Annotated in this window: 25 protein-coding genes and 1 pseudogene; 16 read left to right on the top strand and 10 right to left on the bottom strand. The window is 67.1% G+C overall.

Features of this window, described 5'->3' with window-relative positions:
* Positions 1 to 306: 306 nt before the first annotated feature.
* Together msuE and sfnG are read left to right on the top strand one after the other, a co-directional pair.
* Positions 307 to 867 (top strand): FMN reductase, encoded by a 561-nt coding sequence (gene msuE, locus AC3IFE_RS20145; protein WP_489191706.1) that lies wholly within the window; start codon positions 307 to 309, stop codon positions 865 to 867.
* A 37-nt stretch (positions 868 to 904) separates the two neighbouring features.
* On the top strand, positions 905 to 2008 hold the full coding sequence (gene sfnG, locus AC3IFE_RS20140; protein WP_489191705.1) for a dimethylsulfone monooxygenase SfnG: 1104 nt from the start codon (positions 905 to 907) through the stop codon (positions 2006 to 2008).
* A gap of 60 nt (positions 2009 to 2068) precedes the next feature.
* Here the strand turns inward: sfnG and AC3IFE_RS20135 are convergent, their stop codons facing one another.
* Positions 2069 to 2716 (bottom strand): LysE family translocator, encoded by a 648-nt coding sequence (locus AC3IFE_RS20135; protein WP_089471745.1) that lies wholly within the window; start codon positions 2714 to 2716, stop codon positions 2069 to 2071.
* A 111-nt stretch (positions 2717 to 2827) separates the two neighbouring features.
* On the opposite strand from AC3IFE_RS20135, the gene AC3IFE_RS20130 reads away from it, so the two are divergent.
* Positions 2828 to 3676, top strand: a complete 849-nt coding sequence (locus AC3IFE_RS20130; protein WP_489191704.1) for a LysR substrate-binding domain-containing protein — start codon at positions 2828 to 2830, stop codon at positions 3674 to 3676.
* Between the two features lie 21 nt (positions 3677 to 3697).
* Here AC3IFE_RS20130 and AC3IFE_RS20125 read toward each other — a convergent pair whose 3' ends face one another.
* A complete protein-coding gene (locus AC3IFE_RS20125; protein ID WP_489191703.1) occupies positions 3698 to 4588 on the bottom strand; it encodes a LysR substrate-binding domain-containing protein in 891 nt (296 codons plus the stop codon).
* 150 nt (positions 4589 to 4738) lie between these two features.
* On the opposite strand from AC3IFE_RS20125, the gene ydiJ reads away from it, so the two are divergent.
* Positions 4739 to 7786, top strand: a complete 3048-nt coding sequence (gene ydiJ, locus AC3IFE_RS20120; protein WP_489191702.1) for a D-2-hydroxyglutarate dehydrogenase YdiJ — start codon at positions 4739 to 4741, stop codon at positions 7784 to 7786.
* Positions 7787 to 7881: 95 nt separating this feature from the next.
* Here ydiJ and AC3IFE_RS20115 read toward each other — a convergent pair whose 3' ends face one another.
* The 3 genes from AC3IFE_RS20115 to AC3IFE_RS20105 form a co-directional block, all read right to left on the bottom strand.
* Positions 7882 to 8184 carry an XRE family transcriptional regulator gene (locus AC3IFE_RS20115; RefSeq protein ID WP_489191701.1) on the bottom strand — a complete coding sequence of 101 codons (303 nt, stop codon included), beginning with the start codon at positions 8182 to 8184 and terminating at the stop codon, positions 7882 to 7884.
* Between the two features lie 87 nt (positions 8185 to 8271).
* Positions 8272 to 9426, bottom strand: a complete 1155-nt coding sequence (locus AC3IFE_RS20110; RefSeq protein WP_489191700.1) for a branched-chain amino acid ABC transporter substrate-binding protein — start codon at positions 9424 to 9426, stop codon at positions 8272 to 8274.
* A gap of 488 nt (positions 9427 to 9914) precedes the next feature.
* Positions 9915 to 10814 (bottom strand): DMT family transporter, encoded by a 900-nt coding sequence (locus AC3IFE_RS20105; RefSeq protein WP_089471626.1) that lies wholly within the window; start codon positions 10812 to 10814, stop codon positions 9915 to 9917.
* A gap of 57 nt (positions 10815 to 10871) precedes the next feature.
* Between AC3IFE_RS20105 and AC3IFE_RS20100 the strand changes: the two genes are divergently transcribed.
* From AC3IFE_RS20100 to AC3IFE_RS20090, 3 genes are all read left to right on the top strand, one after another.
* Positions 10872 to 11834 (top strand): LysR substrate-binding domain-containing protein, encoded by a 963-nt coding sequence (locus AC3IFE_RS20100; RefSeq protein WP_489191699.1) that lies wholly within the window; start codon positions 10872 to 10874, stop codon positions 11832 to 11834.
* Positions 11835 to 12055: 221 nt separating this feature from the next.
* On the top strand, positions 12056 to 12721 hold the full coding sequence (locus tag AC3IFE_RS20095; RefSeq protein WP_089471624.1) for a nitroreductase: 666 nt from the start codon (positions 12056 to 12058) through the stop codon (positions 12719 to 12721).
* 60 nt (positions 12722 to 12781) lie between these two features.
* Positions 12782 to 13249 carry a sodium:proline symporter gene (locus tag AC3IFE_RS20090; RefSeq protein WP_489191698.1) on the top strand — a complete coding sequence of 156 codons (468 nt, stop codon included), beginning with the start codon at positions 12782 to 12784 and terminating at the stop codon, positions 13247 to 13249.
* A gap of 62 nt (positions 13250 to 13311) precedes the next feature.
* On the opposite strand, the pseudogene AC3IFE_RS20085 reads toward AC3IFE_RS20090, so the two are convergent.
* From AC3IFE_RS20085 to AC3IFE_RS20075, 3 genes and pseudogenes are all read right to left on the bottom strand, one after another.
* Positions 13312 to 14109 (bottom strand): annotated as a pseudogene (locus tag AC3IFE_RS20085) (porin); the annotation flags it as partial.
* Positions 14110 to 14243: 134 nt separating this feature from the next.
* Entirely contained in the window at positions 14244 to 14756 is a 513-nt protein-coding gene (locus AC3IFE_RS20080) for a DUF4262 domain-containing protein (RefSeq protein WP_089471622.1), read from the bottom strand.
* Positions 14757 to 14879: 123 nt separating this feature from the next.
* Positions 14880 to 16733 (bottom strand): ABC transporter ATP-binding protein, encoded by a 1854-nt coding sequence (locus AC3IFE_RS20075; RefSeq protein WP_489191697.1) that lies wholly within the window; start codon positions 16731 to 16733, stop codon positions 14880 to 14882.
* A gap of 289 nt (positions 16734 to 17022) precedes the next feature.
* Here AC3IFE_RS20075 and AC3IFE_RS20070 point away from each other — a divergent pair, with 289 nt between their 5' ends.
* The 6 genes from AC3IFE_RS20070 (at position 17023) to AC3IFE_RS20045 (ending at position 21239) form a co-directional block, all read left to right on the top strand.
* Positions 17023 to 17589: a TetR/AcrR family transcriptional regulator gene (locus AC3IFE_RS20070; RefSeq protein ID WP_089471621.1), complete on the top strand. Its 567-nt coding sequence runs from the start codon at positions 17023 to 17025 to the stop codon at positions 17587 to 17589.
* 224 nt (positions 17590 to 17813) lie between these two features.
* Entirely contained in the window at positions 17814 to 18239 is a 426-nt protein-coding gene (locus AC3IFE_RS20065; RefSeq protein ID WP_089471620.1) for an organic hydroperoxide resistance protein, read from the top strand.
* A gap of 57 nt (positions 18240 to 18296) precedes the next feature.
* Positions 18297 to 19331, top strand: coding sequence for an alpha/beta hydrolase (locus AC3IFE_RS20060; RefSeq protein ID WP_489191696.1), 1035 nt, complete (start codon positions 18297 to 18299; stop codon positions 19329 to 19331).
* A gap of 268 nt (positions 19332 to 19599) precedes the next feature.
* Positions 19600 to 19971, top strand: coding sequence for a CidA/LrgA family protein (locus tag AC3IFE_RS20055; RefSeq protein ID WP_489191695.1), 372 nt, complete (start codon positions 19600 to 19602; stop codon positions 19969 to 19971).
* Entirely contained in the window at positions 19968 to 20702 is a 735-nt protein-coding gene (locus AC3IFE_RS20050) for an LrgB family protein (protein ID WP_089471617.1), read from the top strand. Before AC3IFE_RS20055 ends, AC3IFE_RS20050 begins: the two co-directional genes overlap by 4 nt.
* 228 nt (positions 20703 to 20930) lie before the next feature.
* Positions 20931 to 21239 (top strand): hypothetical protein, encoded by a 309-nt coding sequence (locus AC3IFE_RS20045; protein WP_089471616.1) that lies wholly within the window; start codon positions 20931 to 20933, stop codon positions 21237 to 21239.
* Between the two features lie 106 nt (positions 21240 to 21345).
* Here AC3IFE_RS20045 and wrbA read toward each other — a convergent pair whose 3' ends face one another.
* Positions 21346 to 21948 (bottom strand): NAD(P)H:quinone oxidoreductase, encoded by a 603-nt coding sequence (gene wrbA / locus AC3IFE_RS20040; RefSeq protein WP_012337108.1) that lies wholly within the window; start codon positions 21946 to 21948, stop codon positions 21346 to 21348.
* 59 nt (positions 21949 to 22007) lie between these two features.
* Positions 22008 to 22733: a pirin family protein gene (locus AC3IFE_RS20035; protein WP_089471614.1), complete on the bottom strand. Its 726-nt coding sequence runs from the start codon at positions 22731 to 22733 to the stop codon at positions 22008 to 22010.
* Positions 22734 to 22861: 128 nt separating this feature from the next.
* Here AC3IFE_RS20035 and AC3IFE_RS20030 point away from each other — a divergent pair, with 128 nt between their 5' ends.
* From AC3IFE_RS20030 to AC3IFE_RS20020, 3 genes are all read left to right on the top strand, one after another.
* On the top strand, positions 22862 to 23758 hold the full coding sequence (locus AC3IFE_RS20030; RefSeq protein WP_489191694.1) for a LysR family transcriptional regulator: 897 nt from the start codon (positions 22862 to 22864) through the stop codon (positions 23756 to 23758).
* A gap of 89 nt (positions 23759 to 23847) precedes the next feature.
* Complete coding sequence (locus tag AC3IFE_RS20025; RefSeq protein ID WP_489191693.1) at positions 23848 to 24972, top strand: Fic family protein; 1125 nt, start codon at positions 23848 to 23850, stop codon at positions 24970 to 24972.
* Between the two features lie 47 nt (positions 24973 to 25019).
* Positions 25020 to 25178 carry a hypothetical protein gene (locus AC3IFE_RS20020; protein WP_179233578.1) on the top strand — a complete coding sequence of 53 codons (159 nt, stop codon included), beginning with the start codon at positions 25020 to 25022 and terminating at the stop codon, positions 25176 to 25178.
* The last annotated feature ends 62 nt before the right edge of the window (positions 25179 to 25240 follow it).

Here is a 25240-nt window from a genome sequence, read left to right as displayed (position 1 = left end):
GCGGGCAGTGATGTCGCGGCGTCAAATTCAGCGCTATCGCGTGCGATACGCTGCTGCCTGACCAGCAGCGTATCAGCAGACCCGCTGCCCCGGATTCATCGCGTGACGGAATATCGATGTGACGCGCGAACGGGAACGCTTGTCGTTGTCGCGCATTAGGCCGAGCGCCCTTTCCGGCGGGCGATGGCGAAAAGATTCGTGATGCAGAAGACTGTTCCGACACGCACCCGCACCAATGGCACGCTCCTTGCTGACCCGAACCGGTATCGCCGCGCCGCACGCGGCTCCACCACGGGAACGCATTGCATGAGCCACACCCTCAACGTCGTCGCGATATCGGGCAGCCTGCAGCGGCCGTCGCGCACGCTGGCGCTGACCGAAGCGATCGTCACGGCGCTCGGCGCCGCGCTGCCGATCGATACGCGGCTGATCGAACTCGGCGAGATCGGCAGCCGGCTGGCCGGCGCACTCACGCGCGCACAGGTGCCGGCCGATCTCGATGCGCTGATCCGTGCGATCGAGACGGCAGACGCGCTCGTCGTCGCGAGCCCGGTGTATCGCGCGTCGTACACGGGCCTCTTCAAGCACCTGTTCGACCTCGTGCGCCACGACGCGCTCGTCGACGTGCCCGTGCTGCTCGCGGCCACCGGCGGCAGTGAGCGTCATGCGCTCGTGATCGATCATCAGCTGCGCCCGCTGTTCAGCTTCTTCCAGGCGCGCACGCTGCCGATCGGCGTGTATGCGTCCGAAAGCGATTTCGATCGGTACCGGATCGCGAACCCGGCGTTGCGCGAGCGCATCGCGCGCGCCGTGGAGCGTGCGGTGCCGCAACTGCGCCCGCACGCGCTTTCCGCCGCGGCCGCCTAAGCCGCTTTTTCATTTCCCCTTCGACCAGGACACCTTCATGAGCCTTCCCGACCCTTCCGCCGACGGCGTCAAATTCGCGTACTGGGTGCCGAACGTCAGCGGCGGCCTCGTCGTCAGCACGATCGAGCAACGCACCGACTGGAGCCTCGAATACAACCAGAAGCTCGCGCGCACGGCCGAGGCGGCCGGCTTCGACTACGCGCTGAGCCAGATTCGCTTCACGGCCGGCTATGGCGCCGAATACCAGCACGAGTCGGTGTCGTTCAGCCAGGCGCTGCTGCATGCGACGACGAAGCTCAAGGTGCTTGCCGCGATCCTGCCGGGGCCGTGGCATCCGGCCGTGGTCGCGAAGCAGCTCGCGACGATCGACCACATCTCGAACGGGCGCATCGCGATCAACGTCGTGAGCGGCTGGTTCAAGGGCGAATTCACCGCGATCGGCGAGCCGTGGCTCGAGCACGACGAACGCTATCGGCGCTCGAAGGAATTCATCCAGGCGCTCAAGGGCATCTGGACGCAGGACAACTTCACGTTCAAGGGCGACTTCTACCGCTTCAACGATTACACGCTGAGCCCGAAGCCGGTGCAGAAGCCGCATCCGGAAATCTTCCAGGGCGGCAGTTCGCGGGCGGCGCGCGACAACGCGGCGAGCGTGTCGGACTGGTATTTCACGAACGGCAACACGCCGGAGAACCTGAAGGCGCAGATCGACGACATCCGCGCGAAGGCGGCCGCGAACGACCATCGCGTGCGGATCGGCGTCAATGCGTTCGTGATCGCGCGCGACACCGAGGAAGAAGCGAAGGCCGTGCTCGACGACATCATCCGGCACGCGCACGTCGAGGCCGTGCACGCGTTCGGCGATGCGGTGAAGCAGGCCGGCAGCGCGTCGCCCGAAGGCGAGGGCAATTGGGCGAAATCGACGTTCGAGGATCTCGTGCAGTACAACGACGGCTTCCGCACGAACCTGATCGGCACGCCGCAGCAGATCGCCGAGCGGATCGTCGCGCTGAAGGCGATCGGCGTCGAGCTCGTGCTGGCCGGATTCCTGCATTTCATCGAGGAAGTCGAGTACTTCGGCAAGCGCGTGCTGCCGCTCGTGCGCGAACTCGAGGCGCAGCGGCAGGCCATTGCCGCGTGACGTCGACCCGCCGCCCGCGCGCGGCCCGCGATCGTGCGGGCCCGCGCGGCGGCACGACGCTTACGCGATGCCCGCCATTTTCGATGCGTCGATCATCATCTCCACGCCGAGGCCGCCGAGCACCGCGCCCATGGCCCAGCGCTGCGCGAGCAGCAGCGTCGGACGACCGTGCAGGAACGTCGCGAGGCTACTCGAACAGATCGCCACCATCCCGTTGGCCGACGCGAACGCGGCAATCAGCAGCGAGCCGAGAAACAGCGACTGGCCGAACACGCTGCCTTGCCCGTAGTCGATGAACTGCGGCAGCAGCGACACGAACAACATCGCGAGCTTCGGGTTCAGCACGCTGGTCGTCGCGCCCATCGCGAGCAGCCGCAGCGGCTGCTCGTTCGGCAGCGTCTTCACCTCGAACGGCGAGCGGCCGCCCGGCCGCACCGCCTGCCAGGCGAGGTACAGCAGATAGGTCGCGCCGACCGCGCCCAGCACGCTGCCCGCGTAGGGCACGCTCATGAACAGCGTCGTGATGCCGAACGCCGCGGCGAACATGTAGAACAGGTAGCCGAGCATCACGCCGGCGAGCGAAACGAGCCCGGCCGCCCGCCCTTGCGCGATCGAGCGCGACATCACGTAGACCATGTTCGGCCCCGGCGTGACCGCGAGCATGCCGCCGATGACGAGAAACCCGTAGAGCGATCCGGACGTGTGCATGTTTTCCGCTTCCTGCGTCGAATGAGTGCTGACGGCGTTCATTGTCCGATGCTGGAGGGGAACAGTAAAACGGGATAAACTGAATCGATTGATCAGTTTTTCTGAACAGAAATGAAGAAGCTCGACCTCGATGTGCTCGCGATGGTGGTGGCCGTCGCGGAATCCGGATCGTTCGCGCAGGGCGCGCAGATCGTGCACCGGTCGCCGTCGGCGGTGAGCATGCAGATCAAGACGCTGGAAGACGCGCTCGGCAAGCCGCTGTTCATTCGCGACACGCGCAACGTGACGGCGACCGACGACGGCAGGAGGCTGGCCGACTACGGCCGCCGGATGCTCGCGATGCGCGACGAGGCGTGGGCGTCCGTCGTGCGTCCTGAGATCCGCGGCCGCGTGACGATCGGCGTGCCCGACGATTACATCTCGTCGCTGCTGCCGCAGGTGCTCGGCAAGTTCGCCGCGATGCATCCGCGCGTGGAAGTGCGCGTGATCGGCCAGCCGAGCAACGCGCTCGTGCCGATGCTCAAGGACAACACGGTCGACCTCGCATGCCTGACCCGCGTCAAGGGCGTGTCCGGCGAGCTGATCCGGCTCGAGCCGATCGTCTGGACGGGATCGCCGAAACGGAACGTGTGGGAGGAGCGGCCGCTGCCGGTTGCGCTGTTCTCGCCCGGCAGCACGGCGCGCGATCATGCGATCAAGGCGCTGAACCGGCGGAAGATTCCGTACCGGATGTCATACGAAAGCCCGAGCTTTCTCGGGCTGCTCAGCATGGTCGAGGCCGGCCTCGCCATCGCGCCGCTCGCGCGCTGCTGCGTGCCCGATCACCTGCAGCAGTTGTCGGAGAGCCACGGGTTGCCGTCGCTCGGTGAACTCGAAGTCGTGCTCGCGCGCAGCGCGCAGTCGGCGCGGCCGCCGTGCGACTACCTCGCCGAGCAGATTCTCGGCGAATGGCGTGCGTGAAGCCCGCCTGCTCGCAGCGCGTCAGCACGACGCCAGCAGCCATTCGCGGAAGGCGACCAGCGATGGCAGCGTGTCGTTGCCCGGCGGGTAGACGAGGTAATAGCTGCGCTGGCTGGTAATCGCTTCGCCGATCGACACGAGCTCGCCGCGGCTCAATTCGTCCTCCACGAGCATCTTCGGCACCAGCCCGATTCCCATTCCCGCGCGCACGGCCTGGATCAGGTGCGACGTCAATTCGAAGCTCGGGCCGACGCGCATCTGGCGATGGTCGAGCCGATAGTGCGAGAACCACTCGGCCCAGGCCTGCTGATTGCTCGTCACGCCCAGCAGCGTCTGCTTCGCGGCCCAGGCCGGCCTGCGCGCGTCGGCCTTGCGGCCACGGCCGGTATTGGGCGGGGCGATCGCGACCAGGAACTCGTTGTACAGCCGATGCGCGTGCAGGCCCGGCCAGTCGCCCGCGCCGACGGTGATCGCCGCGTCGAGATCGTCGTTGAGGAAATCGATCGCGCCGATCCGTGAATGCAGGTGGACGGTCATGCCCGGATGCGCGACGTAGAACCCGTGCAGGTGCGGCAGCAGCCATTTCGAGCCGAAGGTCGGCAGGGTCGCCAGCCGCAGCGAGCCGGCGCCCGCCTGATGCGACATCGCCTGCAGCGTCGCGCCGCGAATGCGCCCCAGCGCGCCGCTCAGCTCGGCGAAGTAACGACGGCCGACTTCGGTCAGCTTGACCGAGCGGCCCTCGCGCCGGAACAGCGGCACGCCGAGCTGATCCTCGAGCGTCTGCACCTGCCGGCTGATCGCACTCTGGCTCAGCGACAGCTCGTCGGCCGCGCGTGTGTAGCTTTCATGCCGCGCGGCGGCCTCGAATACGAGCAGCAGCGACATCGACGGGGTGAGGCGGCGGTAATTCATGAGTTTTATGCAAGTTTCGCCGGTCGAGAATTCGTTTGTTTCTGGCGGAATATCGAAAGATACTGGAAATCCCGGTTGCGCGGAAACTTGCCAAAAAATCATGTTTTGGCGCGCGAGCTGGCCGGCTCCACCCCATTGCGTTTTTGCCCCATGTCGATCGTCCCGTTGCCTCGTCCCGCCAGCCCGTCCGCGAGTGTTTATCGCGATTTTCTCGCCGCGCTGCAGGCGGCCGGCTTTGCCGGGGAAATCCATGCGGATCATGCGAACCGGACCGTGCAGGCCACCGACAACTCGATCTACCAGCGCCTGCCGCAGGCGGTGGTCTGCCCCGCGCGTGCGGAAGACGTCCAACTGCTGGCCCGGCTGCTCGCCGAGCCCGCGCATCGCGACGTCGCGGTCGCCGCGCGCGGCGGCGGCACCGGCACCAACGGGCAGTCGCTGACCGACGGCATCGTCGTCGACCTGTCGCGGAACATGAACCGGATCCTCGACATCGACGTCGCGCAGCGCCGGGTGCGTGTCGAGGCGGGTGTCGTCAAGGATCAGCTCAATGCGGCGCTGAAGCCGCACGGGCTGTTCTTCGCGCCGGAGCTGTCCACGTCGAACCGGGCGACCATCGGCGGCATGATCAACACCGATGCGAGCGGGCAGGGCAGCTGTACCTACGGCAAGACGCGCGACCACGTGCTCGAACTCGATGTCGTGCTGATGGGCGGCGAGCGGCTGCACAGCGACGCGCTCGACGATGAAGAACTGGAACGCCGCTGCGCGCGACAGGGCCGCGTCGGCAAGGTCTATCGCACCGCGCGGCGCATCAGCGACGACAAGGCCGCGCTGATCGACGCGAAGTTTCCGAAGCTCAACCGCTGCCTGACCGGCTACGACCTCGCGCACCTGCGCGAACCCGACGGCCGCTTCAACCTGAACAGCGTGCTGTGCGGCGCGGAAGGCTCGCTCGGCTTCGTCGTCGAGGCGACGCTCAACGTGCTGCCGATCCCGACGTTTTCGGTGCTGGTCAACGTGCGTTACGCGGGCTTCATGGACGCGCTGCGCGACGCGCGCGCGCTGCTCGAACTCAAGCCGCTGTCGATCGAGACGGTCGACTCGAAGGTGCTGATGCTCGCGATGAAGGACTTCGTGTGGAGCAGCGTGGCCGAGTATTTCCCGCAGGACGACGCGCGTCCGACACTCGGCATCAACCTGATCGAATTCAGCGGCGACGACGAACGCGACGTCGATGCGCGCGTGCGCGCATTCGTCGAGCATCTGCGCACCGATACGAGCGTGGAGCGCCTCGGCCACACGCTTGCCGCCGGCGACGAGGCGGTGAAGCGCGTGTATGCGATGCGCAAGCGGGCGGTCGGACTACTCGGCAACGTGCGGGGCGAGGCGCGTCCGCAGCCGTTCGTCGAGGACACCGCGGTGCCGCCCGAGAACCTCGCCGCGTACATCGCCGAATTCCGCGCACTGCTCGACGGCCACGGGCTGCAGTACGGGATGTTCGGCCACGTCGACGCGGGCGTGCTGCACGTGCGCCCGGCGCTCGACATGAAGGACCCGAAGCAGGCGGCGCTGGTGCGGCCCGTGTCGGACGCGGTGGCCGAACTCACGCGGCGGCATGGTGGCCTTTTATGGGGCGAGCACGGCAAGGGCGTGCGCTCCGAATATGCGCCGGCGTTTTTCGGCGAGCTGTATCCGTCGCTGCAGCAACTGAAGGCCGCGTTCGATCCGCACAACCAGTTCAACCCGGGCAAGATCGCGACGCCGCCAGACTCGACGCTGCGGCTGCTGAAGATCGACGAGGTGCCCACGCGCGGCGACCACGACCGTCAGATCGACGAGCGCGTGTGGCAAAGCTACGGCACCGCGATGCATTGCAACGGCAACGGCGCGTGCTACAACTTCGATCCGGACGACGCGATGTGCCCGTCGTGGAAGGCGACGCGCGAACGCGTGCAGTCGCCGAAGGGGCGCGCGTCGCTGCTGCGCGAATGGTTGCGTCTGCAAGGGCTGGCCGGCGTCGACGTCGTCGCGGCGGCGCGTGCGCGGCAACCGTTGCTGCGCGGGCTGGTCGAGCGCTGGCGCAACAGCCGCAACGCGCGTCGTGGCGACGCGGATTTCTCGCACGAGGTGTACGACGCGATGGCCGGCTGCCTCGCATGCAAGTCATGCGCCGGACAGTGCCCGGTCAAGGTGAACGTGCCCGAGTTCCGCTCGCGCTTTCTCGATCTGTATCACCAGCGTTATATGCGGCCGCTGCGCGACTACCTGATCGGTTCGCTCGAATTCACGATGCCGTGGATGGCGCGCGTACCCGCGCTGTACAACGGGCTGATGGGTGCCCGCTGGGTGCGGACGCTGCTCGAGCGCCGGGTCGGCATGGTCGACAGCCCGCTGCTGAGCCGCTTCGATCTCGCGGCCGTGATCCGCGCGTGGCGCGTGAAGCCGGCCGACCCGCACGCGCTTGCCGCGCTGAGCGATGCGCGCCGCGCGCGCAGCGTCGTCATCGTGCAGGACACGTTCACGCGCTATTTCGATACCGAGCAGCTCGCGACGCTGATCGAGCTGGCGGCGCGGCTGGGCTTTCAGGTGTGGCTTGCGCCGCTTGCGCCCAACGGCAAGGCGCTGCACGTGCAGGGGTTTCTTCGCGCATTCGAACAGGCCGCGATCCGCAACGCGACGCAACTGGCCGCGCTGGCGCGCTCGGGTGTCGCGCTGGTCGGCCTCGATCCGGCGATGACGCTCACGTATCGGCAGGAATACCTGAAGGTGACGGGGCTCGCCGACGTGCCGAAAGTCGCGCTGCCGCAGGAATGGCTGCTGGATGCGCTGCCGGAAGCCGGCGCGGGCGGGCCGACGGTTTCGTATCGGCTGCTGCCGCACTGCACCGAGAAAACCAACGCGCCGGACAGCGGCAGGCAATGGGCGCAGGTGTTCGCGCGTCGCGGCCTGCGCTTGCAGGTTCAGGCGACCGGGTGCTGCGGGATGTCGGGCACGTACGGGCACGAGGCGCGCAATCTCGCGACGTCGAAGACGATCTATGCGCAGTCGTGGGCCGCACACGTCGACGGGGCGGACGCGGAAGGCGAGGCACTGGCGACCGGGTATTCGTGTCGCAGCCAGGTGAAGCGCCTGTCGGCGAAGCAGGTGCGCCATCCGTTGCAGGCGCTGCTCGATCATGTGCGGGCGGTGGGGTAAGAACAGGGCGGTGCGGAGCGCACGGCCGGCAACGGGGCGTCGATCGCGTGTCGGGCGGCCATCCCCGTGCCGCTGTCGACCTTCGCCGGCGCGGGTCAGGCGTCGGCTTTCGCCGCTTTCCGCGCGCGCGGTTTTTCGGCCGCGGGAAACGCGCCGACACCGCGCGGCCGTTTCGGCTCGATCCGCATTTGCCGGATCACGCGCCGGAAGTCGATCTCGTGCGCGGCCAGCGTGCCGATCAGTTTCGCGATGACCGCGAGATGGGAAGGGACGGTGCCCTTGCTCGAATAGTTGGTGATCGAATTCTCGTTCATCCGGATCAGGCGGGCGAACTCGCGCGCCGTCAACTGCGCCTTCTTCAACTCCTGTTGGAATTCCGCATACGCCATTGCACACATGATGCTTCGTCTCCGTGAATCTGAAATCGGCCCGCGCGGCGCCGGCGCCGACGAGTGGCGTTCCCGTCGTGCCGGCGCCGCGTCGGGTTACATCTTCACCTGGTCGAGGAAGGTCTTCTTGCCGCTCTTGTAGCCGTAGATCGAGATGATCCCGTGCGTCAGGTCGCCCTTCGCGTCGAACGTCGTCGTGCCGATCACGCCGTCGTACTTCGTCGCGGGCATCGCCGCGAGGATCTTCGCCGGGTCGGTGGAGTTCGCGCGCTTCATCGCGTCGACCGCGATGTAGACCGCGTCATACGCGAACGGCGCGTCGAACTTGATGCCCTGGTTGAAACGCTTCTGGTACTTCGCGAGGAAGTCCGCACCGCCCGGCATCTTCTCGAGCGCAGCGCCTGCCTGCGAGCACAGCACGTTGTCGGCCGCCGGGCCGGCCAGTTGGGCCAGCGAGTCGGTGCACACGCCGTCGCCGGACAGGATCCTCGCGCGCAGGCCGAGCTGCTTCGCCTGCTTCGCGAGCGGGCCGCCGGTGGCGTCCATGCCGCCGTACATGATCGCGTCGGGGTTCTCGCCCTTGATCTTCGTCAGGATCGCGCGGAAGTCGACCGCCTTGTCGTTGGTCGCGTCATGCGACAGCACCTTCAGGCCGAGCGCCTTCGCCTTCTTCTCGAACTCGTTCGCGAGGCCCTGGCCGTACGCGGTCGAATCGTCGATCACCGCGACGCTTTTCACGCCCTTCGACTGCGCATAGCTCGCGAGCGCCGGGCCCTGCTGCGCGTCGGTCGCGACCACGCGGTAGGTCGTCTTGAAGCCTTGCTGCGTGTAGGTCGGGTTGGTCGCCGACGGCGAGATCTGCACGATGCCCGCGTCGCTGTAGATCTTCGACGCCGGAATCGACGTGCCGGAGTTCAGGTGGCCGATGACCGCGACGACCTTGTCGTCGACCAGCTTCTGCGCAACCTGCGTCGCCTGGCGCGGGTCGGCCGCGTCATCCTGCGCGTCGAGTTGCAGCGTGATCTTCTTGCCGCCGATCGTCAGGCCCTTCGCGTTGATTTCCTCGACCGCGAGGCGCGCGCCGTTTTCATTGTCCTTGCCGAGGTGCGAGATGCCACCCGTCGTCGGTTCGACGCTGCCGATCTTCACGACCTGGTCGGCCATTGCGCTCGACGCGGCCGCGAACGCGGCGGCAGCCAGTGCAACGATGATCAGGGGTTTGCAGCGCATGCCGACAGTGCTTCGTTCCATCTGCCATCTCCGAATTGAATGTCTTTCTATTGGCGTCTCAGCCGGCCGGGGCCGGGCGGTCGGACGATTTTTACTACCCGCCATGGGCGTCGCTTGCAGGGCGTCCGGATACAGGAAATCGTGCGCGGCGGCGGCCCGCGGATTGCGGTTCGCTGTCGTCGGCCTTACGGCCGCATCCATTATTCGGCCGGTCGACACGGCGAAGCCATGGACACTGACTGGCGGTCAATCCGGAAGTGTTTGGTCGATTTGTCTGCACAGTTTGGTCGATTGCGCATCGTGTATCCGGTTTCATGGCCGCGCTTCATCGAGCGTGATTGAGGTTGTTATGCAACTAACGGTCAAGTTCAGCAGCGCCAATGAAGGGGTGCCGATCGCACGGGCCGGATCGCGCATCCGGATCGGCAAAGACCGGCGGCGTTGCGGGACCGGCGTCGGTTCTGCTTTCGGATCGTCGCGTCGGCCACGCAATTCGCCGCCGTCTCGACCTATGATCGTCCGCGCAACGCGACGACGATCACCCCTGCAATCGCCAGCAGGCCGCCGCACGCCGTCGCGATGCCGGGCCGCTCGCCCGTCAGCATCACCGACAGCAGCGTCGCGACTGCCGGTGTCAGGTAGAGAAAGCTGGCCGCACGCGCCGCGCCGAAGTAGCCGAGCGCGAAGGTCCAGGTCGCGTACCCGAGCGCGGCCGGAAAGACGCCGAGCACCACGACGGCCAACGTCGTGTCGCGCGACCCGCCGCCGAGCGACACGAGCGCGCCGGGCAGCCACGGCGAGAGCAGCACCGCGCCGGCCAGCAGCGTGTACGCGGTGCACGGCAGCGCGCCGTACACGGGAATCAGCCGCCGCTGCAACACGAAATAGCTGGCCGAACACAGCGCCGCGCCGAGGATCAGCGTGCTCCCCGAGCCGAGGACGAGGCCGCCGGGCTGACCTCGTGCGATCACCGCGATGCCGGCCAGGCTGACCAGCGACCCGAGCCAGCCCCAGCGATTGAAGCGCTCGCGCAGAAATACGGCGGCCAGCAACGCGGTGAAGATCGGCAGCGTGTTCACGATGAAGCTCGCCGCGCCGGCCGACACGGTCTGTTCGCCGGTATTGAGCAGCGCGTTGTAGAGCGCGATGCCGAGCAGGCCGCATGCGAGAAAGCGCCACGCGTCGGCTTTCGTCGGCAGCGGCGGTCGCCGCCATGCGAGCCACGCGATCACGAGCAACGCGGCGGTCGCGAAGCGTGCGGCCGCGAGCTGCAGCGGCGCGAGGCCGTGCAGGCCGATCCGGATGAACGGGAACGCGGACGCCCACGAGACGATCGTGAACGCGACCGCCGCTGCCGCGACGAGCGGTTGTCGCGCGCGGCGCGACGTCGATGACGAAAGTGTATTCATGCAGCCATGGTGCGGTGTCGCAAGATGCTAAGCTAGCGCACAGATCAACAACCGGATATGAAAATGGCTCACAGCTCGGGGGCGCGACAGGCCGACGGTCCGGCGCATGTGCGCCCGGTAGCCACCGCGCCAATGCCGGCCCCGCGGCCGCCGCTCGCGAGCCTGGAGACGGTCTGCACGGTGGCGCGCGAGGGTTCGTTTCTCGCGGCCGCCGACGTCTCCGGCGTCACGCACGGCGCGATCAGCCGACGGGTGGCCGCCGTGGAAAACTGGCTGGGGATGGCGCTGTTCGAACGGCATGCGCGCGGCGTGCGCCTGACGCCGGACGGGCAGCGCTTCGTCGGCCGGATCGAGCAGGCGTTCGCGATCATCGACGGCGCGGCCGATCAGTGGCGCTCGCCGCGCACGCCGCGGCTGGTCCGGATGAGCGTGGTGCCCGCGTTCGCGCAGCTGTGGCTGCTGGAGCGGCAGCAGGCGCTGGAGAGCGAAGCGCCCGCGTTGCGCATCGAGCTCGGCATCGAACTGCGCAACGTGGATATCGCCGGCGGCGAAGCCGATCTGTCGATCCGGTACGGGCGCGGCAACTGGCGCCAGCTCGAAACCCGGCCGTTCATGCCGGAACGGCTGTATCCGGTCGCCCATCCGCGGCTCGCCGCGCAACTGGCCAGGATGCGCCGCGCAACGGGCGATGCCGCGCTGCTCGACCTGCCGTTGCTGCACGATTCCGACGTGACCGGCTGGCGCACGTGGTTCGATGCGCTCGGCATTCCGTTCAAGCCGCGTGCGCAGGATCGCCGGTTCGAGGATTACAACCTCGTGCTAGCGGCGGCCGAAGCGGGGCTGGGCGTGGCGCTTGCGCGAACGCCGCTTGCGGATGCGTATCTGCAGCGCAGCGCGCTCGTACGCGTGAGCCGTCACGAGGTCGATTCGCTGCTCAGCTATCACTTCGTGCATGCGAAGGGCGAGAATCGGCCGGAGGTCCTCGCGTTGATGGAGCGGATGGTGAAGGCGCTGGGGTAGCGCGCATCCCGCGGTTCGCGCAGGCGAGCCCGTCGGCACGCGGGTCATGCAGGCGACGGGCCGCCCGTCCCGTTCGTCCGGCCTGAGCCGCCGAATCGTTACAATGCAGCCGCGGAATACGGCGAGATCGCCGAAGTGAGGCAGAATCGCGCCTTTGGCCCGCGGATGGGCCACTCTCCAATCATGACAGTACGGGTTCAAATTTGCAGAAAAGGGAACCGATGAACAGACCAGACAAATCGTCGAAAGCGCGTGCGGCGCTGGATCAGCTTTTTTCCGGCCTGGCGCCCACGGATGCGAAGCGCGAATCGCCGCGTCCGGGCAATCCGTTCGCAACGGACGACGAGGTGTCGAGCGCATCCGGCGGTCGCGGCGGGGTGGAAGTCACGCTGTCGACCCGCATCCAGCTGCGCGGTTATCCGAGCGCCGACGCGTTCATGAAGCGCATGGCGCAAGCGTGGGGCCTCGAGTGGGGCACCTACGACAGCGTCCGCGCGGTAGCGACGCTGCCTGCCGGATGGCGCTCGCGCCGGCTTCCGGAAGTCACGCAGATCGTCGACGAACGCGACGTGCTGCGCGCCGAGAGCAGTCTGCAGGGCGGCGAGATGTCGTATCTGAAGGTGCACCCGCGCTACTACATCGACGCGCGCAAGCGTTTCGGGTGGAGCAAGTCGTCGAAGGCGTCCGACGACCCGGATCTCGACGGCCCCGACTGGAACTGCTTCGTGATCGATCGGGAAAAGTCCGTCGAAGTGCACGAACTGACGACGTCGTCGTTGAAGGCCGACATGGACAACGCCCGCGCGACGCTGCTGAAATGGCTGGACGAGCACTATCCGAAACATCGCGACCCGTTTGCGTACTGGTCGGACTGCGAAGGGGCGTAGTACGCCGGTTTGCACGGCGGTTCGCTTGATGCATCGATCGGCCCGCCATGAGGACGAGCATTGAAACGAGCGCATGTGGTGTCGATTCTCTGGGCTGCGTTTGGCGCGGCAGTCGCGTCGACCGTCGTCGAGTTGCTGCTCTGGGCAATCGCCGGCGATGACGCCACCCAGAATCTGTTCCGCGACGCGCGCCTCACGGCCGCGATCGTGATGGGGCGAAGCGTGCTCGGTGCGTCCGGCGGCTTCGATCCGCTGGTGATGGGCGTGGCGACGCTCGTGCATGCGATGCTTTCGCTCGTCTATGCGGCCGTGCTGGCACGGCTGGTCCGCAGTCTGTCGGGCGCGGCCGCGCTGTTCGCCGGCGGCGCGTTCGGGCTCCTGCTGTACGGCGTGAACCTGTACGGGTTCACGGCGATCTTTCCCTGGTTCATCCCCGTTCGCGGCGCGATCACGCTGGTTGCTCATCTGATCTTCGGGATTACGGCAGCGGCTGTCTATTGCGTCGCCCGGCGCGACGCTGACCGCTAACACCCTGTACAGGCACGCACGCGATGCGCGCCTGCCATGACGATCGTCGTGCGGCGTGACGATCAGAACTTGTGGCGAATGCCGACGATCGCGAGTTCCTGCGTATCGGTGCCCGAGTTCACGCCGTACGAGCCGACCGACGCGGCCGCTTTCACGGTCGCCCCGCTCGCCTTCTGATAGCCGAACAGCGCATACAGGTCGGTGCGCTTCGACAGCGCGTAATCCGCGCCGAGGTTGACCTGGTTGTAGTGCACGGAAGCCGGGCCGGTCAGCGACGTGTAGTTGTAGCCGACACCCGCGCGTAGTGGCGGCGAGAACTGCCAGTCGAAGAACGCGGAGCCGTTGTTGAACTTCGCGTTCCGGTTGAACGCCGACAGCGTGTCCGCGCCGTATTGCGTGTTCGAATACGCGAGGCCGAAGGTCGCCGGCCCGGCCACGTACTGACCGGCCACGCGCACGATCTGGATCGACTTCGCGCTCGAGAAGCCCTGGTTGATCACGGTGTTGAACAGCGTGTCGGAGCTGCTCGACCACGTGTGCACGCCGTTCGCGTAGCTCGCGCCAAAGCTGTACGCGCGGCCGCTGCCGGCCGCGCCCGCGACGCCGCCGAAGCCGTACAGCGCCGCGAACTGGAAGCCCGCGATCAGCGGGCTCGTGTACTTCACCGAGTTGCTCACGCGCAGGCTGTTGTCGTAGTTTTCGAGATCGCCCGGTGTCGCGAACACGCCGCCGAAGTAGTTGTTCTGCGTGAGGCCCTGTACGAGATCGACGACCGGATCGTACTGGCGGCCGAGCGTCACGGTGCCGTAGGTGCTGCTCGCGAGGCCGACGACGGCGTTGCGGCCGAATTCGCGCTGGCCCGTCAAGGAAACCAATAAATTGTCGGATCGTTATGTGGCGGCGCGGTGATGGATGCGTACGCAACGAATCGACGGTCGCTGCGCGGCTCGCTCCTGCATCGTGGCCGGCGTGCCGTGCGCTTGCGGTATGCCGGTCAGCGGCGGCCGTCGCGCGATGCGAACAGGCGCGGCTGCGCGGCGTTCAATGCGTCGTCCGCTTCCGGCTGCCACGGAAAAATTCCGTTGCGGTCGGGCCACAGCAACTGCACGCACGGGAAGTCGTCGTTGCCGTAGAACCAGCGGTTCCAGCCGAGATGGGCTTCGTAGTGTTCCTTCTCGACCGGCATCAACAGTGCGTTCGCGTTGCCGTAGACCGCGGCCGTGACTTCCCCCAGCGGCGGCGGCGTGCCGGCCGCAACTTTCCGGTACACATCCCACAGCACGTCATGGACGATGCGCGCCGGCAACGAGAACACGATGATTTCCGGAAAACCGTGATTGACCCACAACCCGGTCGTGAACGAGAAGCCCGGTTCGTCGCCTTCCGCGAATATCTCCGTGCGGAACCATCCGTGCTGGCGAATCTGATGCACGAAGCGCTGCTCGTCTTCCTCGAGCACCGAATCGGGCGCGTCGAGTGCGGTGGCGATATCCGGCCGTGTTGTCATGCGGGTTCCTTGATTCCGTGTCGGGCGGCAGGGAGCAGGGCGATGGCGTCCTGCCGGCGGGAAAGCGATCACCGTGCAACGCGCGTGCGATCGCCGTCCGCCATGTTGCCACGACGGTCCCGCTTACTGCGCGATGCTTTCCGCGTCCGCCGTTTCGCCGAGGAACCCGCCGCTCTGGTGCGCCCACAGCGCCGCGTAGATGCCGCCCGCCTGCAGCAACTCCTGGTGGGTGCCCTCCTCGACGATGCGCCCTTCGTCGAGCACGATCAGCCGGTCCATCGCGGCGATCGTCGACAGCCGGTGCGCGATCGCGATTACCGTCTTGCCGGTCATCAGGCTGTCGAGGCTGCGCTGGATCGCGACTTCGACCTCGGAATCGAGCGCGCTGGTCGCCTCATCCAGCACGAGGATCGGCGCGTCCTTGAGCATCACGCGGGCAATCGCGACGCGCTGCCGCTGGCCGCCCGACAGCTTCACGCCGCGCTCGCCGACTTCGACGTCGTAGCCGCTGCGGCCGTGGCGGTCGCGCAGCCGGTCGATGAACTCGGCCGCTTCCGCGCGCACGGCCGCGTCCTGCATGTCGCGCTCGGTCGCGTCGGGGCGGCCGTACAGCAGGTTCTCGCGCATCGTCCGGTGCAGCAGCGACGTATCCTGCGTCACCATCCCGATCGCGGCGCGCAGGCTGTCCTGCGTCACGTGCGCGATGTCCTGCCCGTCGATCCGGATCGCGCCGCCGCCCACGTCGTAGAAGCGCAGCAGCAAGTTCACGAGCGTCGACTTGCCGGCGCCCGAGCGGCCGATCAGGCCGATCCGCTCGCCCGGCCGGATCGTCAGGTTCAGCCCGTCGAATACCGCGCGATCGTTGTCCTCGTGCGCGAACTGCACGTTGTCGAACACGATTTCGCCGCGCTGCACCGCAAGCGGTTTCGCATCGGGCGCGTCGACCACGCTGCGCACCTTCGTCAGCGTGTTGATGCCGTCCTGGATCGTGCCGACGTTCTCGAACAGCTCGGTCATTTCCCACATGATCCAGTGCGAGTAGCTCGACAGGCGCAGCGCCATCGCGATCACGGCCGCGACGACGCCCGCGCTCGCCTCGCCGTGCATCCACAGATAGAGCGCGAGCCCCGCCGAGCCGACCAGCAGCAGCGTCGACAGCAGGTGGTTGACGATCTCGAACGCGCTGACGAGCCGCATCTGCGCGTCGCCGGTCGCCTTGAACGCTTCCATCGCGCGCCGCGCGTGGTCGGCTTCGCGCCGCGTATGCGAGAACAGCTTGACGGTCGTGATGTTCGAATACGCGTCGGTGATGCGGCCCGTCATCAGCGCGCGCGCGTCGGCCTGCCGACTGCCGACGGCGCCCAGGCGCGGCACGAAATACGCACACGCCGCGCCGTAGCCGAGTGCCCACAGCACGAGCGGAATCATCAACCGCCAGTCGAAGCTGGCGGCGAGCGCGAGGATGCCGATCAGGTAGGCGGTGACGCCGATCACGACGTCGACCGACATGAACAGCGCGTCGCGCACCGCCAGCGCGGTCTGCATGATCTTGGTCGTCACGCGGCCCGCGAATTCGTTCGCGTAGAACGACAGGCTCTGGTCGAGCATCAGCCGGTGGAATACCCAGCGCAACCGCATCGGGAAGTTGATCGCGAGCACCTGGTGCTTGACCATCGTATGCAGCACGATCAGCAGCGCACTGCCGACGAGGATCGCCGCGAAACCGGCGAGCGTGCCGAAGTGGCGGCCGCCGAATCCGGCCGGCGTCGACGACGACAGCCAGTCGACCACGTGCCCCATCATCGCGAACAGCGCGGCTTCGTACGCGGCCAGCGCGGCCGACGTCAGCGCGATCATCAGGATCCAGCCGCGCGCGCCTTTCGTGCACGCCCAGACGAACGAGAAGAATCCCTTCGGCGGCGTGACGGGATCTTCGAGCGGGAAAGTCGGCAGGCGCCGTTCAAACCACGAATACATCGACTTGTTCTCCTTGTGCGGCCCGACGCGGCGGGCGGGCCGATGATGCCGGGCCGGACGCGATACGGTCATCGTGTGCCGGCCCATCCGTCCAGCCGCTGGACGTTGCGCCGCGATGAGCTTGGGCCGGCGTCAAGTGTCGCATCGATTCGATCGGGCTGCAGGCCGGTTGTAAGTCGCGCTGGCCGGGCGAATGGCGCCGCGTTTGCGCAGCGGGCTTGCAGACAAGATCATCACGCCCTTAAAAAACCGCTTGACTATCTATCTATGAGTAGATAAAGTTCAGTCCATGGAAACGAAACCGACCGTCCGCGAACAGATTCTCGACCACGCGATCACGCTGATGATGCAGCGCGGTTACAACGGCTTCAGCTATCGAGACCTGTCCGACCTGGTGGGCGTGAAGACGTCGAGCATCCACTACTACTTCCCGTCGAAGGACGATCTCGTGCTGGAAGCGGTGGCGGGCTACAGCGACGAAGTCCTCGCGGCCGTGCGGGCGATCGATCCGGCGTTGCCGGCCGACGTGAAGCTGAGCCTGTACACGAAGATGTTCGGCCGCACGCTCGGCGACGGCAACCTGATCTGCCTGTGCGGGATGCTCGCGGCCGACATCGAAACGCTGCCGGAGAACGTGCGGCAGGCGGTGCAGGCGTTCTTCAAGGCCAACGAAAGCTGGCTTGCGGAATTGCTCGCGCAAGGCGCGAAGGAAGGCACGCTGCAGTTCAGCGGCGCGCCCGAAACCGCGGCGCGCACGTTGTACGCGGCGTTCCAGGGCAGCGTGCTCGCCAGCCGGTTGTTTCACACTCGAGCGCGTCTCGAGGACGTCGAGGCCGTCTGGAAAACACGGTCCTGACGGCCGGCGCAAGCAGTGAGGCGGTTCGCCGCCTTTTTATTGAATCTCCTCATCTATCATGTAGTAGATAGATGTTTTGGCGCAGACGGATCATCTGTTGCATTTTTTGGAAATGTTTATCTATCTATGAGTAGATAAATCGATGCGGCGCCGATGCGGAATCCGCCGGCCCGCAGTCCCCGGTTCGAAGGTCGTTTCATTCATTTATTGAAAAGGAGTTTGTCATGTCGATCGAAAAAGTGCTGTACCGCGCCCATGCAAAAGCCACCGGCGGCCGCGACGGCCGTGCGACGGTGCCTGAGAGCGGCCTCGACCTGAAGCTGACCACGCCGCGCGAGCTCGGCGGCGCGGGCGGCGCGGGCGCGAACCCCGAGCAACTGTTCGCCGCCGGCTACAGCGCGTGTTTCATCGGCGCGATGAAGTTCGTCGCGGCACGCGACAAGATCGCGATCCCCGCGGACGCCGCGATCGACGGCAGCGTCGGCATCGGCGCGATCCCGAACGGCTTCGGCATCGAAGTCGAACTGAAGATCTCGTTGCCGGGCCTCGATCGCGACGTCGCGCAAACGCTGATCGACCGTGCGCACGTCGTCTGCCCGTACTCCAACGCGACGCGCGGCAACATCGACGTCACGCTCACGCTCGTCTGATCGGTCGCACTGCAAACCATTCATCGCCATTCGAAGATTCGACCAAGGAGTCGCACCATGAAGATCGTCAAGCCGCTGCTGCTCGTCGCCGCCGTTGCAGCCGCACTGTCCACCGCACCTGCCGCGTTTGCCGCGGGCGCCGACGCCGTCGGTCCCGACGCGAAGACGAGCGCGTTCCTCGCCGCGCTGAACGGCCAGAAGGGCCCGGGCCTCGAAACGCTGAGCCCCGCCAAAGCGCGCCAGGTGCTGGTCGACGCGCAGAACGGCGTGAAGGTCGATCTGTCCGGCATCGACGTGTCGAACCGCACGATCGAACAGGACGGCCTGTCGGTGCCGGTCACGATCGTGCGCCCGCAAGGCGTGACGGGCACGCCGCCGGTATTCGTGTTCATCCACGGCGGCGGCTGGGTGCTCGGCGATTTCCCGACGCACGAGCGCCTCGTGCGCGATCTCGTCGTGCAGTCGGGCGCCGTCGCGGTGTTCGTGAACTACACGCCGTCGCCGGAAGCGCGTTACCCGGTCGCGATCAACCAGGCGTATGCGGCGACGAAGTGGATCGCCGCGCACGGCGCGGAGATCGGCGTCGACGGCAGCCGCCTCGCGGTGGTCGGCAACAGCGTCGGCGGGAACATGTCGGCTGTCGTCGCGCTGATGGCGAAGGACAAGGGCGGTCCCGCGATCCGCTTCCAGGGGCTGATGTGGCCGGTCACGGACCACAACTTCAACACGGGTTCGTACAACGCGTATCAGCAAGGCCATTTCCTGACGCGGCCGATGATGAAGTGGTTCTGGGACGCCTATACGAAGAACGAAGCGCAACGCAACGAGATCTACGCATCGCCGCTGCGCGCGAGCGTCGCGGAGTTGAAGGGGCTGCCGCCCGCGCTGATCCAGGTCGCGCAGTTCGACGTGCTGCGTGACGAAGGCGAAGCGTACGGCCGCAAGCTCGACGCGGCCGGTGTGGACGCGACGACCACGCGCTACGACGGCACGATCCATGATTTCGGGCTGCTGAACGCGCTGGCCGACGATGCGCCGACGAAGGCCGCGACGAAGGCGATGGCCAATGAAATCGCGACGCGGCTGAAGTAACGCGATCGGTGGTCGTTCGAACCGGAACGACAGGACGGCGGGCATCTGCCCGCCGTTTTCGCATGCGGGCATTTCGTTCATGTCCCGGCAGCGTGCCGCGCAAAACGGTTGAAACGGTTGAACGGCCCTCGCGCCGTCGCACGATCGCGCCCGCGCCGGCGGCATTGTTGGTACGATCGGCCGTATCGTTCACGCCGGCGTCGCAAACAGCCGGCTCATCGGCCGCGCGGTTGCACGGTCGCGCGGCCACGTTCGGGAGAAGCGGTTCATGTTGCAGGCGTTCGCGGTCTTGCTGATCTTTCAGTGTCTCGGGGAAGGCGTGTCCTATCTGTTCGGCCTGCCGGTGCCGGGCCCCGTGATCGGCATGCTGCTGCTGTTCGGCTTCGTGATGCTGCGTCCGCAGGCGGCCGATGCGATCGAGCCGACCGCACTCGACCTGCTGCGTCACCTGTCGCTGCTGTTCGTGCCGGCCGGCGTCGGCATCATGGTGTCGGCCGACCGCGTGCGCGGCGACGCGGTCGCGGTCGTCGTCGCGCTGGCCGTCAGCACCACGCTCGCGATCGCGGTGACGGCGCTCGTCACGCGCGCGCTGCTGCGGCGCCAGCGCCGCGCGGGCGGCACCGCGGAGGGCGCGCGATGACGGCCTTCCCGAAGCTCGGCGCGATCTGGGTCTATCTCGCCGCGAGCCCGCTGCTCGGCCTGACCATCACGCTGGTCGCGTATCTGTTCGCGCAAGCCGTCTATGCACGGGCGCGTTTCAACCCGCTCGCGAATCCGGTGCTGATCGCGGTCGCGATGATCGTCGTGCTGCTGACGCTCACGCATACGCCGTATCCGACGTATTTCGAGGGCGCGCAGTTCGTCCACTTCCTGCTCGGCCCCGCGACGGTCGCGCTCGCGCTGCCGCTGTACCGCCAGTGGTCGAAGCTGCGGCGCAGCGCGCTGCCGCTGCTCGCCGGCCTGCTCGCGGGTTCGCTGACCGCGATCGGGTCGGCGGTCGGCATCGCCGCGCTGTTCGGCGCGTCGCACCAGACGATCGCATCGCTCGCGCCGAAATCGGCGACGACGCCGATCGCGATGGCCGTCGCCGCCGAGATCGGCGGCATTCCGTCGCTCACCGCCGTGCTCGTGATCTCGACCGGGGTCTTCGGCGCGGTGTGCGCGCGCGGCATCCTCAATCTGTTGCGGGTCGACGAGGCGGCCGTGCGCGGTTTCGCGCTCGGCGTCGCGTCGCACGGGATCGGCACCGCGCGCGCGTTCCAGGTGAGCGAGGAAGCCGGCGCGTTCGCCGGGCTCGGGATGGGGTTGAACGGCGTGCTGACGGCGTTCGTCGTGCCGGTCCTGCTGCCGGTGCTGTCGCGCTGGATCTGAGCGCCGGCCCGCGCGCCCCGGGTAGCGGTTTCCCTGATGGCGCGCACGGCAGGCCGAAACGACCGCGCCCCCGGCGCACATGTATCGTTGACGTTATCAGGACAATTCAGGAACGCACACGGACATTTGCGCGCCGATCGGCTAACGTTGCATCGGCGCCGTTGTCGCAAGCCGTCGCGTGCACGCCGGTGTCCGACCCACACTCAACAATCGACAAGGAGATCGGCCATGAAGCAGTCTCGCGTGGTTTCGGTGGCAGTAGCAGTAGCGGCGTCGTTCGGTCTGTTGTTGACCGCCGCGCCGGCGGCATACGCGCAGGACGCGGCGTCGTCCGCGCCGACGCAGAAGCCGCTCGACAAGGCGCAGAAGAAGGCGGCGCGCAAGGCGGCCCGCGCGCGGCACGCGTCGGACCTGAAGGCGATCGGCACCGGCAGCGGCTACCGGTTGACCAACGACCAGAGCAACTATCCGCAGAACGCCGTGCAGAAGGCGCCCGCGACGAAGGCGGCGCCGGCCGCGCCGGCGTCGGGCCAGTAACGGTCTAACGTGTGGCACAGGACGAACGGCGCCGGTCGACCCGGCGCCGTTCGTTTATCCGCGCAACGGCGGGACAGCGGGCCCGCAGGCCCGCGAAGCCGCCGCGTTACGACGCGAGCTTGCTCGCGAGTTCCGCCACGTGCTTGCCCTGGTAGCGCGCGATGTCGAGCTCGTTCGCGCTCGGCTGGCGGCTGCCGTCCGCGCCCGCGAGCGTGGTCGCGCCGTACGGCGTGCCGCCGGTGATTTCGTTCATGTTGACGAGCCCGCTGCACGCATACGGCACGCCCACGATCACCATCCCGTGATGCAGCAGCGTCGTGTGGAACGACGTGATCGTCGTTTCCTGGCCGCCGTGCTGCGTGCCGGTCGACGCGAACACGCTGCCGATCTTGCCGACGAGCGCGCCTTTCATCCACAGGCCGCCGGTCTGGTCGAGGAACGTGCGCATCTGGCCGGCCATGTTGCCGAAGCGGGTCGGCGTGCCGAAGATGATCGCATCGTAGTCGGCGAGTTCGTCCACCGTGGCGACCGGCGCGGCCTGGTCGACCTTCACGCCGATCGCGCGGGCCTGGTCGACGGGGATCGTTTCCGGCACGCGCTTGAGCGTGACCTCGACGCCGGGCACCGATTTCGCGCCCTCCACGATATGCTGCGCCATCGTTTCGACGTGCCCGTAGGACGAGTAGTAAAGAACCAGAACCTTGGCCATGTTGCGAATCTCCGATTAAAAGGGCCCCGCTCGGCGGGGCCCGGTTTCCCGAACGGGCGTCACGCCCATTCGGCCGTCACTTCGACCGGACGCAGATCGAACACCAGCACCTCGGCATCCTTGCCGGCGGCGATCGTCAGCGCGTGTTCGCCGCGGATGCGTGCGCCGTCGCCTTCGCCGAGCGTCACGCCGTTGACCGTCACGCTGCCGCGCGCCACGTGCACATAGGCAAAGCGGTTCGGATCAAGTTCCAGCGTCGCGCTTTCGTCGCCGTCGAACAGGCCCGCGTAAATCCGGGTGTCCTGCCGGATCTTCAGCGAACCGGCATCGCCGTTCGGCGACACGACGAGGGCGAGCTTGCCGCGCTTGTCTTCGGCCGCGACGTTCGTCTGCTGATAACGCGGCTCGGCCCCTTTTTCGGCCGGCCCGACCCAGATCTGCAGGAAGTGGACCGGCGTGTCCGGCGAGTGGTTGAACTCGCTGTGGCGCACCCCCGTACCCGCGCTCATCAGCTGCACGTCGCCCGGCACGATCACCGAACCGGTGCCCATCGAGTCCTTGTGTTCGAGCGCCCCGTCGAGCACGTACGACAGGATTTCCATGTCGCGGTGCGGGTGCGTGCCGAAGCCACGGCCCGGGGCGACGCGGTCGTCGTTGATCACGAGCAGGTCGGAGAAGCCGACTTGCTTCGGATCGTAGTAATTCGCGAACGAAAACGTATGACGGGAGCTGAGCCAGCCATGCTCCGCACGGCCACGTTGGTTTGCTGCACGGATATCGATCATGATTTTTGTCCTTGAAGTCGCCGGGCCTCGGAAGTGGGCTCGGCCGTTCGTTGAGATGAATCTTAGGTCAATCGATTTGACAAATAAATCGCTGTGGAGATAATGACTGTCGCTCTGGAGTGGACAATATGGAACTCAACGACCTGAGGATCTTCGTCGCGACCGTCGACGCAGGCAGTTTCACGGCGGCGGCCGATCAGCTGATGCTGTCCAAGCAGTTCGTCAGCCGGCGCACGATGGCGCTGGAGGCATCGCTCGGCGTGCGGCTGCTGCACCGCAATACCCGCAATCTCGCGGTGACCGAATCGGGGCAGGAGTTTTATGCGCGTGCACAGCGGATCCTCGCGGAGATCGCCGACGCAGAACAGGCGATGTCGGTGCGCAGCACCGAGCTGCATGGTTCGCTGAAGATCAGCGCGCCGCTGTCGTTCGGGATCACGCACGTGTCGCCGCTGATCGCCGAATTCCTGTCCGCGCACCCCGCCGTGCGGCTGAACCTCGACCTGACCGATCGGCGCGTCGACCTGATCGGCGAGGGCTTCGATCTCGTGCTGCGGATCGGCTCGCTCGAGGATTCGACGCTGATCGCGCGTCCGCTCGGCGCGTGGCGGATGATCGCGTGCGCGAGCCCCGCCTACCTGAAGCGGCACGGCACGCCGCAGACGCCGGCCGATCTCGCCGGCCATACGTGCCTGCTGTACGGGCGCGAGCGGCGGGTTGGCTGGGAATTCCGCGTGGACGGCGCGGCGCGCACGTTCGACGTGCAGGGGCCGCTCGTCGCGAACAACGGCGAAGTGGTGCGTGACGCGGCGATCGCGGGGCTCGGCATCGCGCTGCTGCCGCACTTCATCGTCGGCGCGGCGCTCGACAGCGGTGCGCTCGTGCCGGTGCTCGACGCGTACGTGCCGCCGCCGATCACGCTCAACGCGGTGTTTCCGCAGCACCGGGAAGGCTTCGTCACGCTGCGCACGTTCATCGGGTTTCTCGCGGAACGGCTCGGGGAGCCGGCGGGCCGGGTGCGGTAGCCGGCTGTTTGCGGTGAATGAGGCGATTAATCTCCGCATAATTTGCGGAAATTGTTGAGTCATGCGGAGAACGGGCGGATAATCTCCGCATGATGAGCGGAGATTGCACCTTTATCTGGGAATCGGCCGACTGGCCGGCATGGCGCTTCGACCTTCCGGCCCTCGCCGCGCCGCTCGCCGACGTCAGCCGTGCGCAAGGCATGCTGGTCGGCCGGCTGGCGGATGTCGGCCTGACGTTGCGCGACGAGGCGAGCCTGGCCGCGCTGACGGAGGACGTCGTCAAGACCAGCGCGATCGAGGGCGAGAGCCTGAATGTCGCATCGGTACGGTCGTCGATCGCGCGCCGGCTCGGGGTCGACATCGGCGCGCTCGCGCCGGTCGATCGCCACGTCGAAGGCGTCGTCGACATGGTGCTGGATGCGACGACCCATTCGGGCGCACCGGTCACCGAAGCGCGGCTGTTTGGGTGGCATGCCGCGCTGTTCCCGACCGGCTATTCGGGGCTGTCGCGGATCACGGTCGGCGGATGGCGCACGGATGCGAGCGGGCCGATGCAGGTGGTCTCCGGCCCGATCGGCCGGCAGCGCGTGCACTTCGAGGCGCCGCCGGCCCTCCGCCTGACCCACGAGATCGGGCGCTTTCTCGCGTGGCTCAATGCGCCGTCGGCCGAGCCGTTGCTGATCCGGGCCGGCCTCGCCCATCTGTGGTTCGTCACGCTCCACCCATTCGACGACGGCAACGGTCGTATCGCGCGCGCGCTCGGGGATCTGGTCCTGGCGCGCGCCGATCGAAGCCCGCAGCGTTTCTACAGCCTGTCCGCGCAGATCCAGCGCGAGCGCAACGCGTATTACGACGTGCTGGAGCGCACCCAGCGCGGCTCGCTCGACGTCACCGAGTGGCTCGCGTGGTTTCTGAACACGCTGGGCCGGGCCATCGATCATGCGCACACGACGCTCGATGCGGTGCTGATCAAGGCGCGCTTCTGGCAGCGATGCGCGGGCGTCGCGATGAACGCACGCCAGGTCAAGGTCATGAATCGCCTGCTCGACGGCTTCGAAGGGAAGCTGACGACCACCAAGTGGGCCGCCCTCGCGAAATGCTCGCAAGACACGGCGCTGCGCGACATCACCGAGCTCGTCGAGCGGGGCATGCTGCGCCGCTCGGCGTCCGGCGGCCGGAGCACGAGTTACGAACTGGTGCCGTTCGACGGCTGACGTCATCGCCGGCTCGGCTCGTCCTGCGCGCGAAACGCGTCGTGTGCATGGCCGATGCAGCGGGCGCGATTGCCACGCGCGTGTGGCAGGGCGGCGCGCAGCGCATCGGGTTCTCGTCGATGGAAGACGACGGGTCGATCGGGTTTGACGGCGCTCGCGCGATCGTGTTCATCGGGACCATCGGTCGCGCGACGAACGCTGCCTGACGTGACGGTATCGTGCGCTGTGGCGCGGCCGCCGAGATGGTTGCGATGACATCGAACGTCGA

The organism is Burkholderia sp. APQ4-4ca, from assembly GCF_057837105.1.
Note: the sequence above shows the minus strand (reverse complement) of the source record. Positions and strands in the feature narration are given on the sequence as shown.

Bases quoted from the DNA above. Each gene is read 5' to 3' on its own strand.
- AC3IFE_RS20125 (WP_489191703.1), bottom strand. From the start codon at position 4,588: ATGAATTACCGCCGCCTCACCCCGTCGATGTCGCTGCTGCTCGTATTC.
- AC3IFE_RS20065 (WP_089471620.1), top strand. From the start codon at position 17,814: ATGTCGATCGAAAAAGTGCTGTACCGCGCCCATGCAAAAGCCACCGGC.
- AC3IFE_RS20075 (WP_489191697.1), bottom strand. From the start codon at position 16,733: ATGTATTCGTGGTTTGAACGGCGCCTGCCGACTTTCCCGCTCGAAGAT.
- AC3IFE_RS20115 (WP_489191701.1), bottom strand. From the start codon at position 8,184: ATGTGTGCAATGGCGTATGCGGAATTCCAACAGGAGTTGAAGAAGGCG.
- AC3IFE_RS20080 (WP_089471622.1), bottom strand. From the start codon at position 14,756: ATGACAACACGGCCGGATATCGCCACCGCACTCGACGCGCCCGATTCG.
- AC3IFE_RS20025 (WP_489191693.1), top strand. From the start codon at position 23,848: ATGATGAGCGGAGATTGCACCTTTATCTGGGAATCGGCCGACTGGCCG.
- AC3IFE_RS20130 (WP_489191704.1), top strand. From the start codon at position 2,828: ATGAAGAAGCTCGACCTCGATGTGCTCGCGATGGTGGTGGCCGTCGCG.
- AC3IFE_RS20050 (WP_089471617.1), top strand. From the start codon at position 19,968: ATGACGGCCTTCCCGAAGCTCGGCGCGATCTGGGTCTATCTCGCCGCG.
- AC3IFE_RS20030 (WP_489191694.1), top strand. From the start codon at position 22,862: ATGGAACTCAACGACCTGAGGATCTTCGTCGCGACCGTCGACGCAGGC.
- ydiJ (WP_489191702.1), top strand. From the start codon at position 4,739: ATGTCGATCGTCCCGTTGCCTCGTCCCGCCAGCCCGTCCGCGAGTGTT.
- AC3IFE_RS20100 (WP_489191699.1), top strand. From the start codon at position 10,872: ATGAAAATGGCTCACAGCTCGGGGGCGCGACAGGCCGACGGTCCGGCG.
- AC3IFE_RS20060 (WP_489191696.1), top strand. From the start codon at position 18,297: ATGAAGATCGTCAAGCCGCTGCTGCTCGTCGCCGCCGTTGCAGCCGCA.
- AC3IFE_RS20045 (WP_089471616.1), top strand. From the start codon at position 20,931: ATGAAGCAGTCTCGCGTGGTTTCGGTGGCAGTAGCAGTAGCGGCGTCG.
- AC3IFE_RS20055 (WP_489191695.1), top strand. From the start codon at position 19,600: ATGTTGCAGGCGTTCGCGGTCTTGCTGATCTTTCAGTGTCTCGGGGAA.
- AC3IFE_RS20035 (WP_089471614.1), bottom strand. From the start codon at position 22,733: ATGATCGATATCCGTGCAGCAAACCAACGTGGCCGTGCGGAGCATGGC.
- AC3IFE_RS20135 (WP_089471745.1), bottom strand. From the start codon at position 2,716: ATGCACACGTCCGGATCGCTCTACGGGTTTCTCGTCATCGGCGGCATG.
- sfnG (WP_489191705.1), top strand. From the start codon at position 905: ATGAGCCTTCCCGACCCTTCCGCCGACGGCGTCAAATTCGCGTACTGG.
- AC3IFE_RS20095 (WP_089471624.1), top strand. From the start codon at position 12,056: ATGAACAGACCAGACAAATCGTCGAAAGCGCGTGCGGCGCTGGATCAG.
- msuE (WP_489191706.1), top strand. From the start codon at position 307: ATGAGCCACACCCTCAACGTCGTCGCGATATCGGGCAGCCTGCAGCGG.
- AC3IFE_RS20110 (WP_489191700.1), bottom strand. From the start codon at position 9,426: ATGGAACGAAGCACTGTCGGCATGCGCTGCAAACCCCTGATCATCGTT.
- AC3IFE_RS20070 (WP_089471621.1), top strand. From the start codon at position 17,023: ATGGAAACGAAACCGACCGTCCGCGAACAGATTCTCGACCACGCGATC.
- AC3IFE_RS20020 (WP_179233578.1), top strand. From the start codon at position 25,020: ATGGCCGATGCAGCGGGCGCGATTGCCACGCGCGTGTGGCAGGGCGGC.
- AC3IFE_RS20105 (WP_089471626.1), bottom strand. From the start codon at position 10,814: ATGAATACACTTTCGTCATCGACGTCGCGCCGCGCGCGACAACCGCTC.
- wrbA (WP_012337108.1), bottom strand. From the start codon at position 21,948: ATGGCCAAGGTTCTGGTTCTTTACTACTCGTCCTACGGGCACGTCGAA.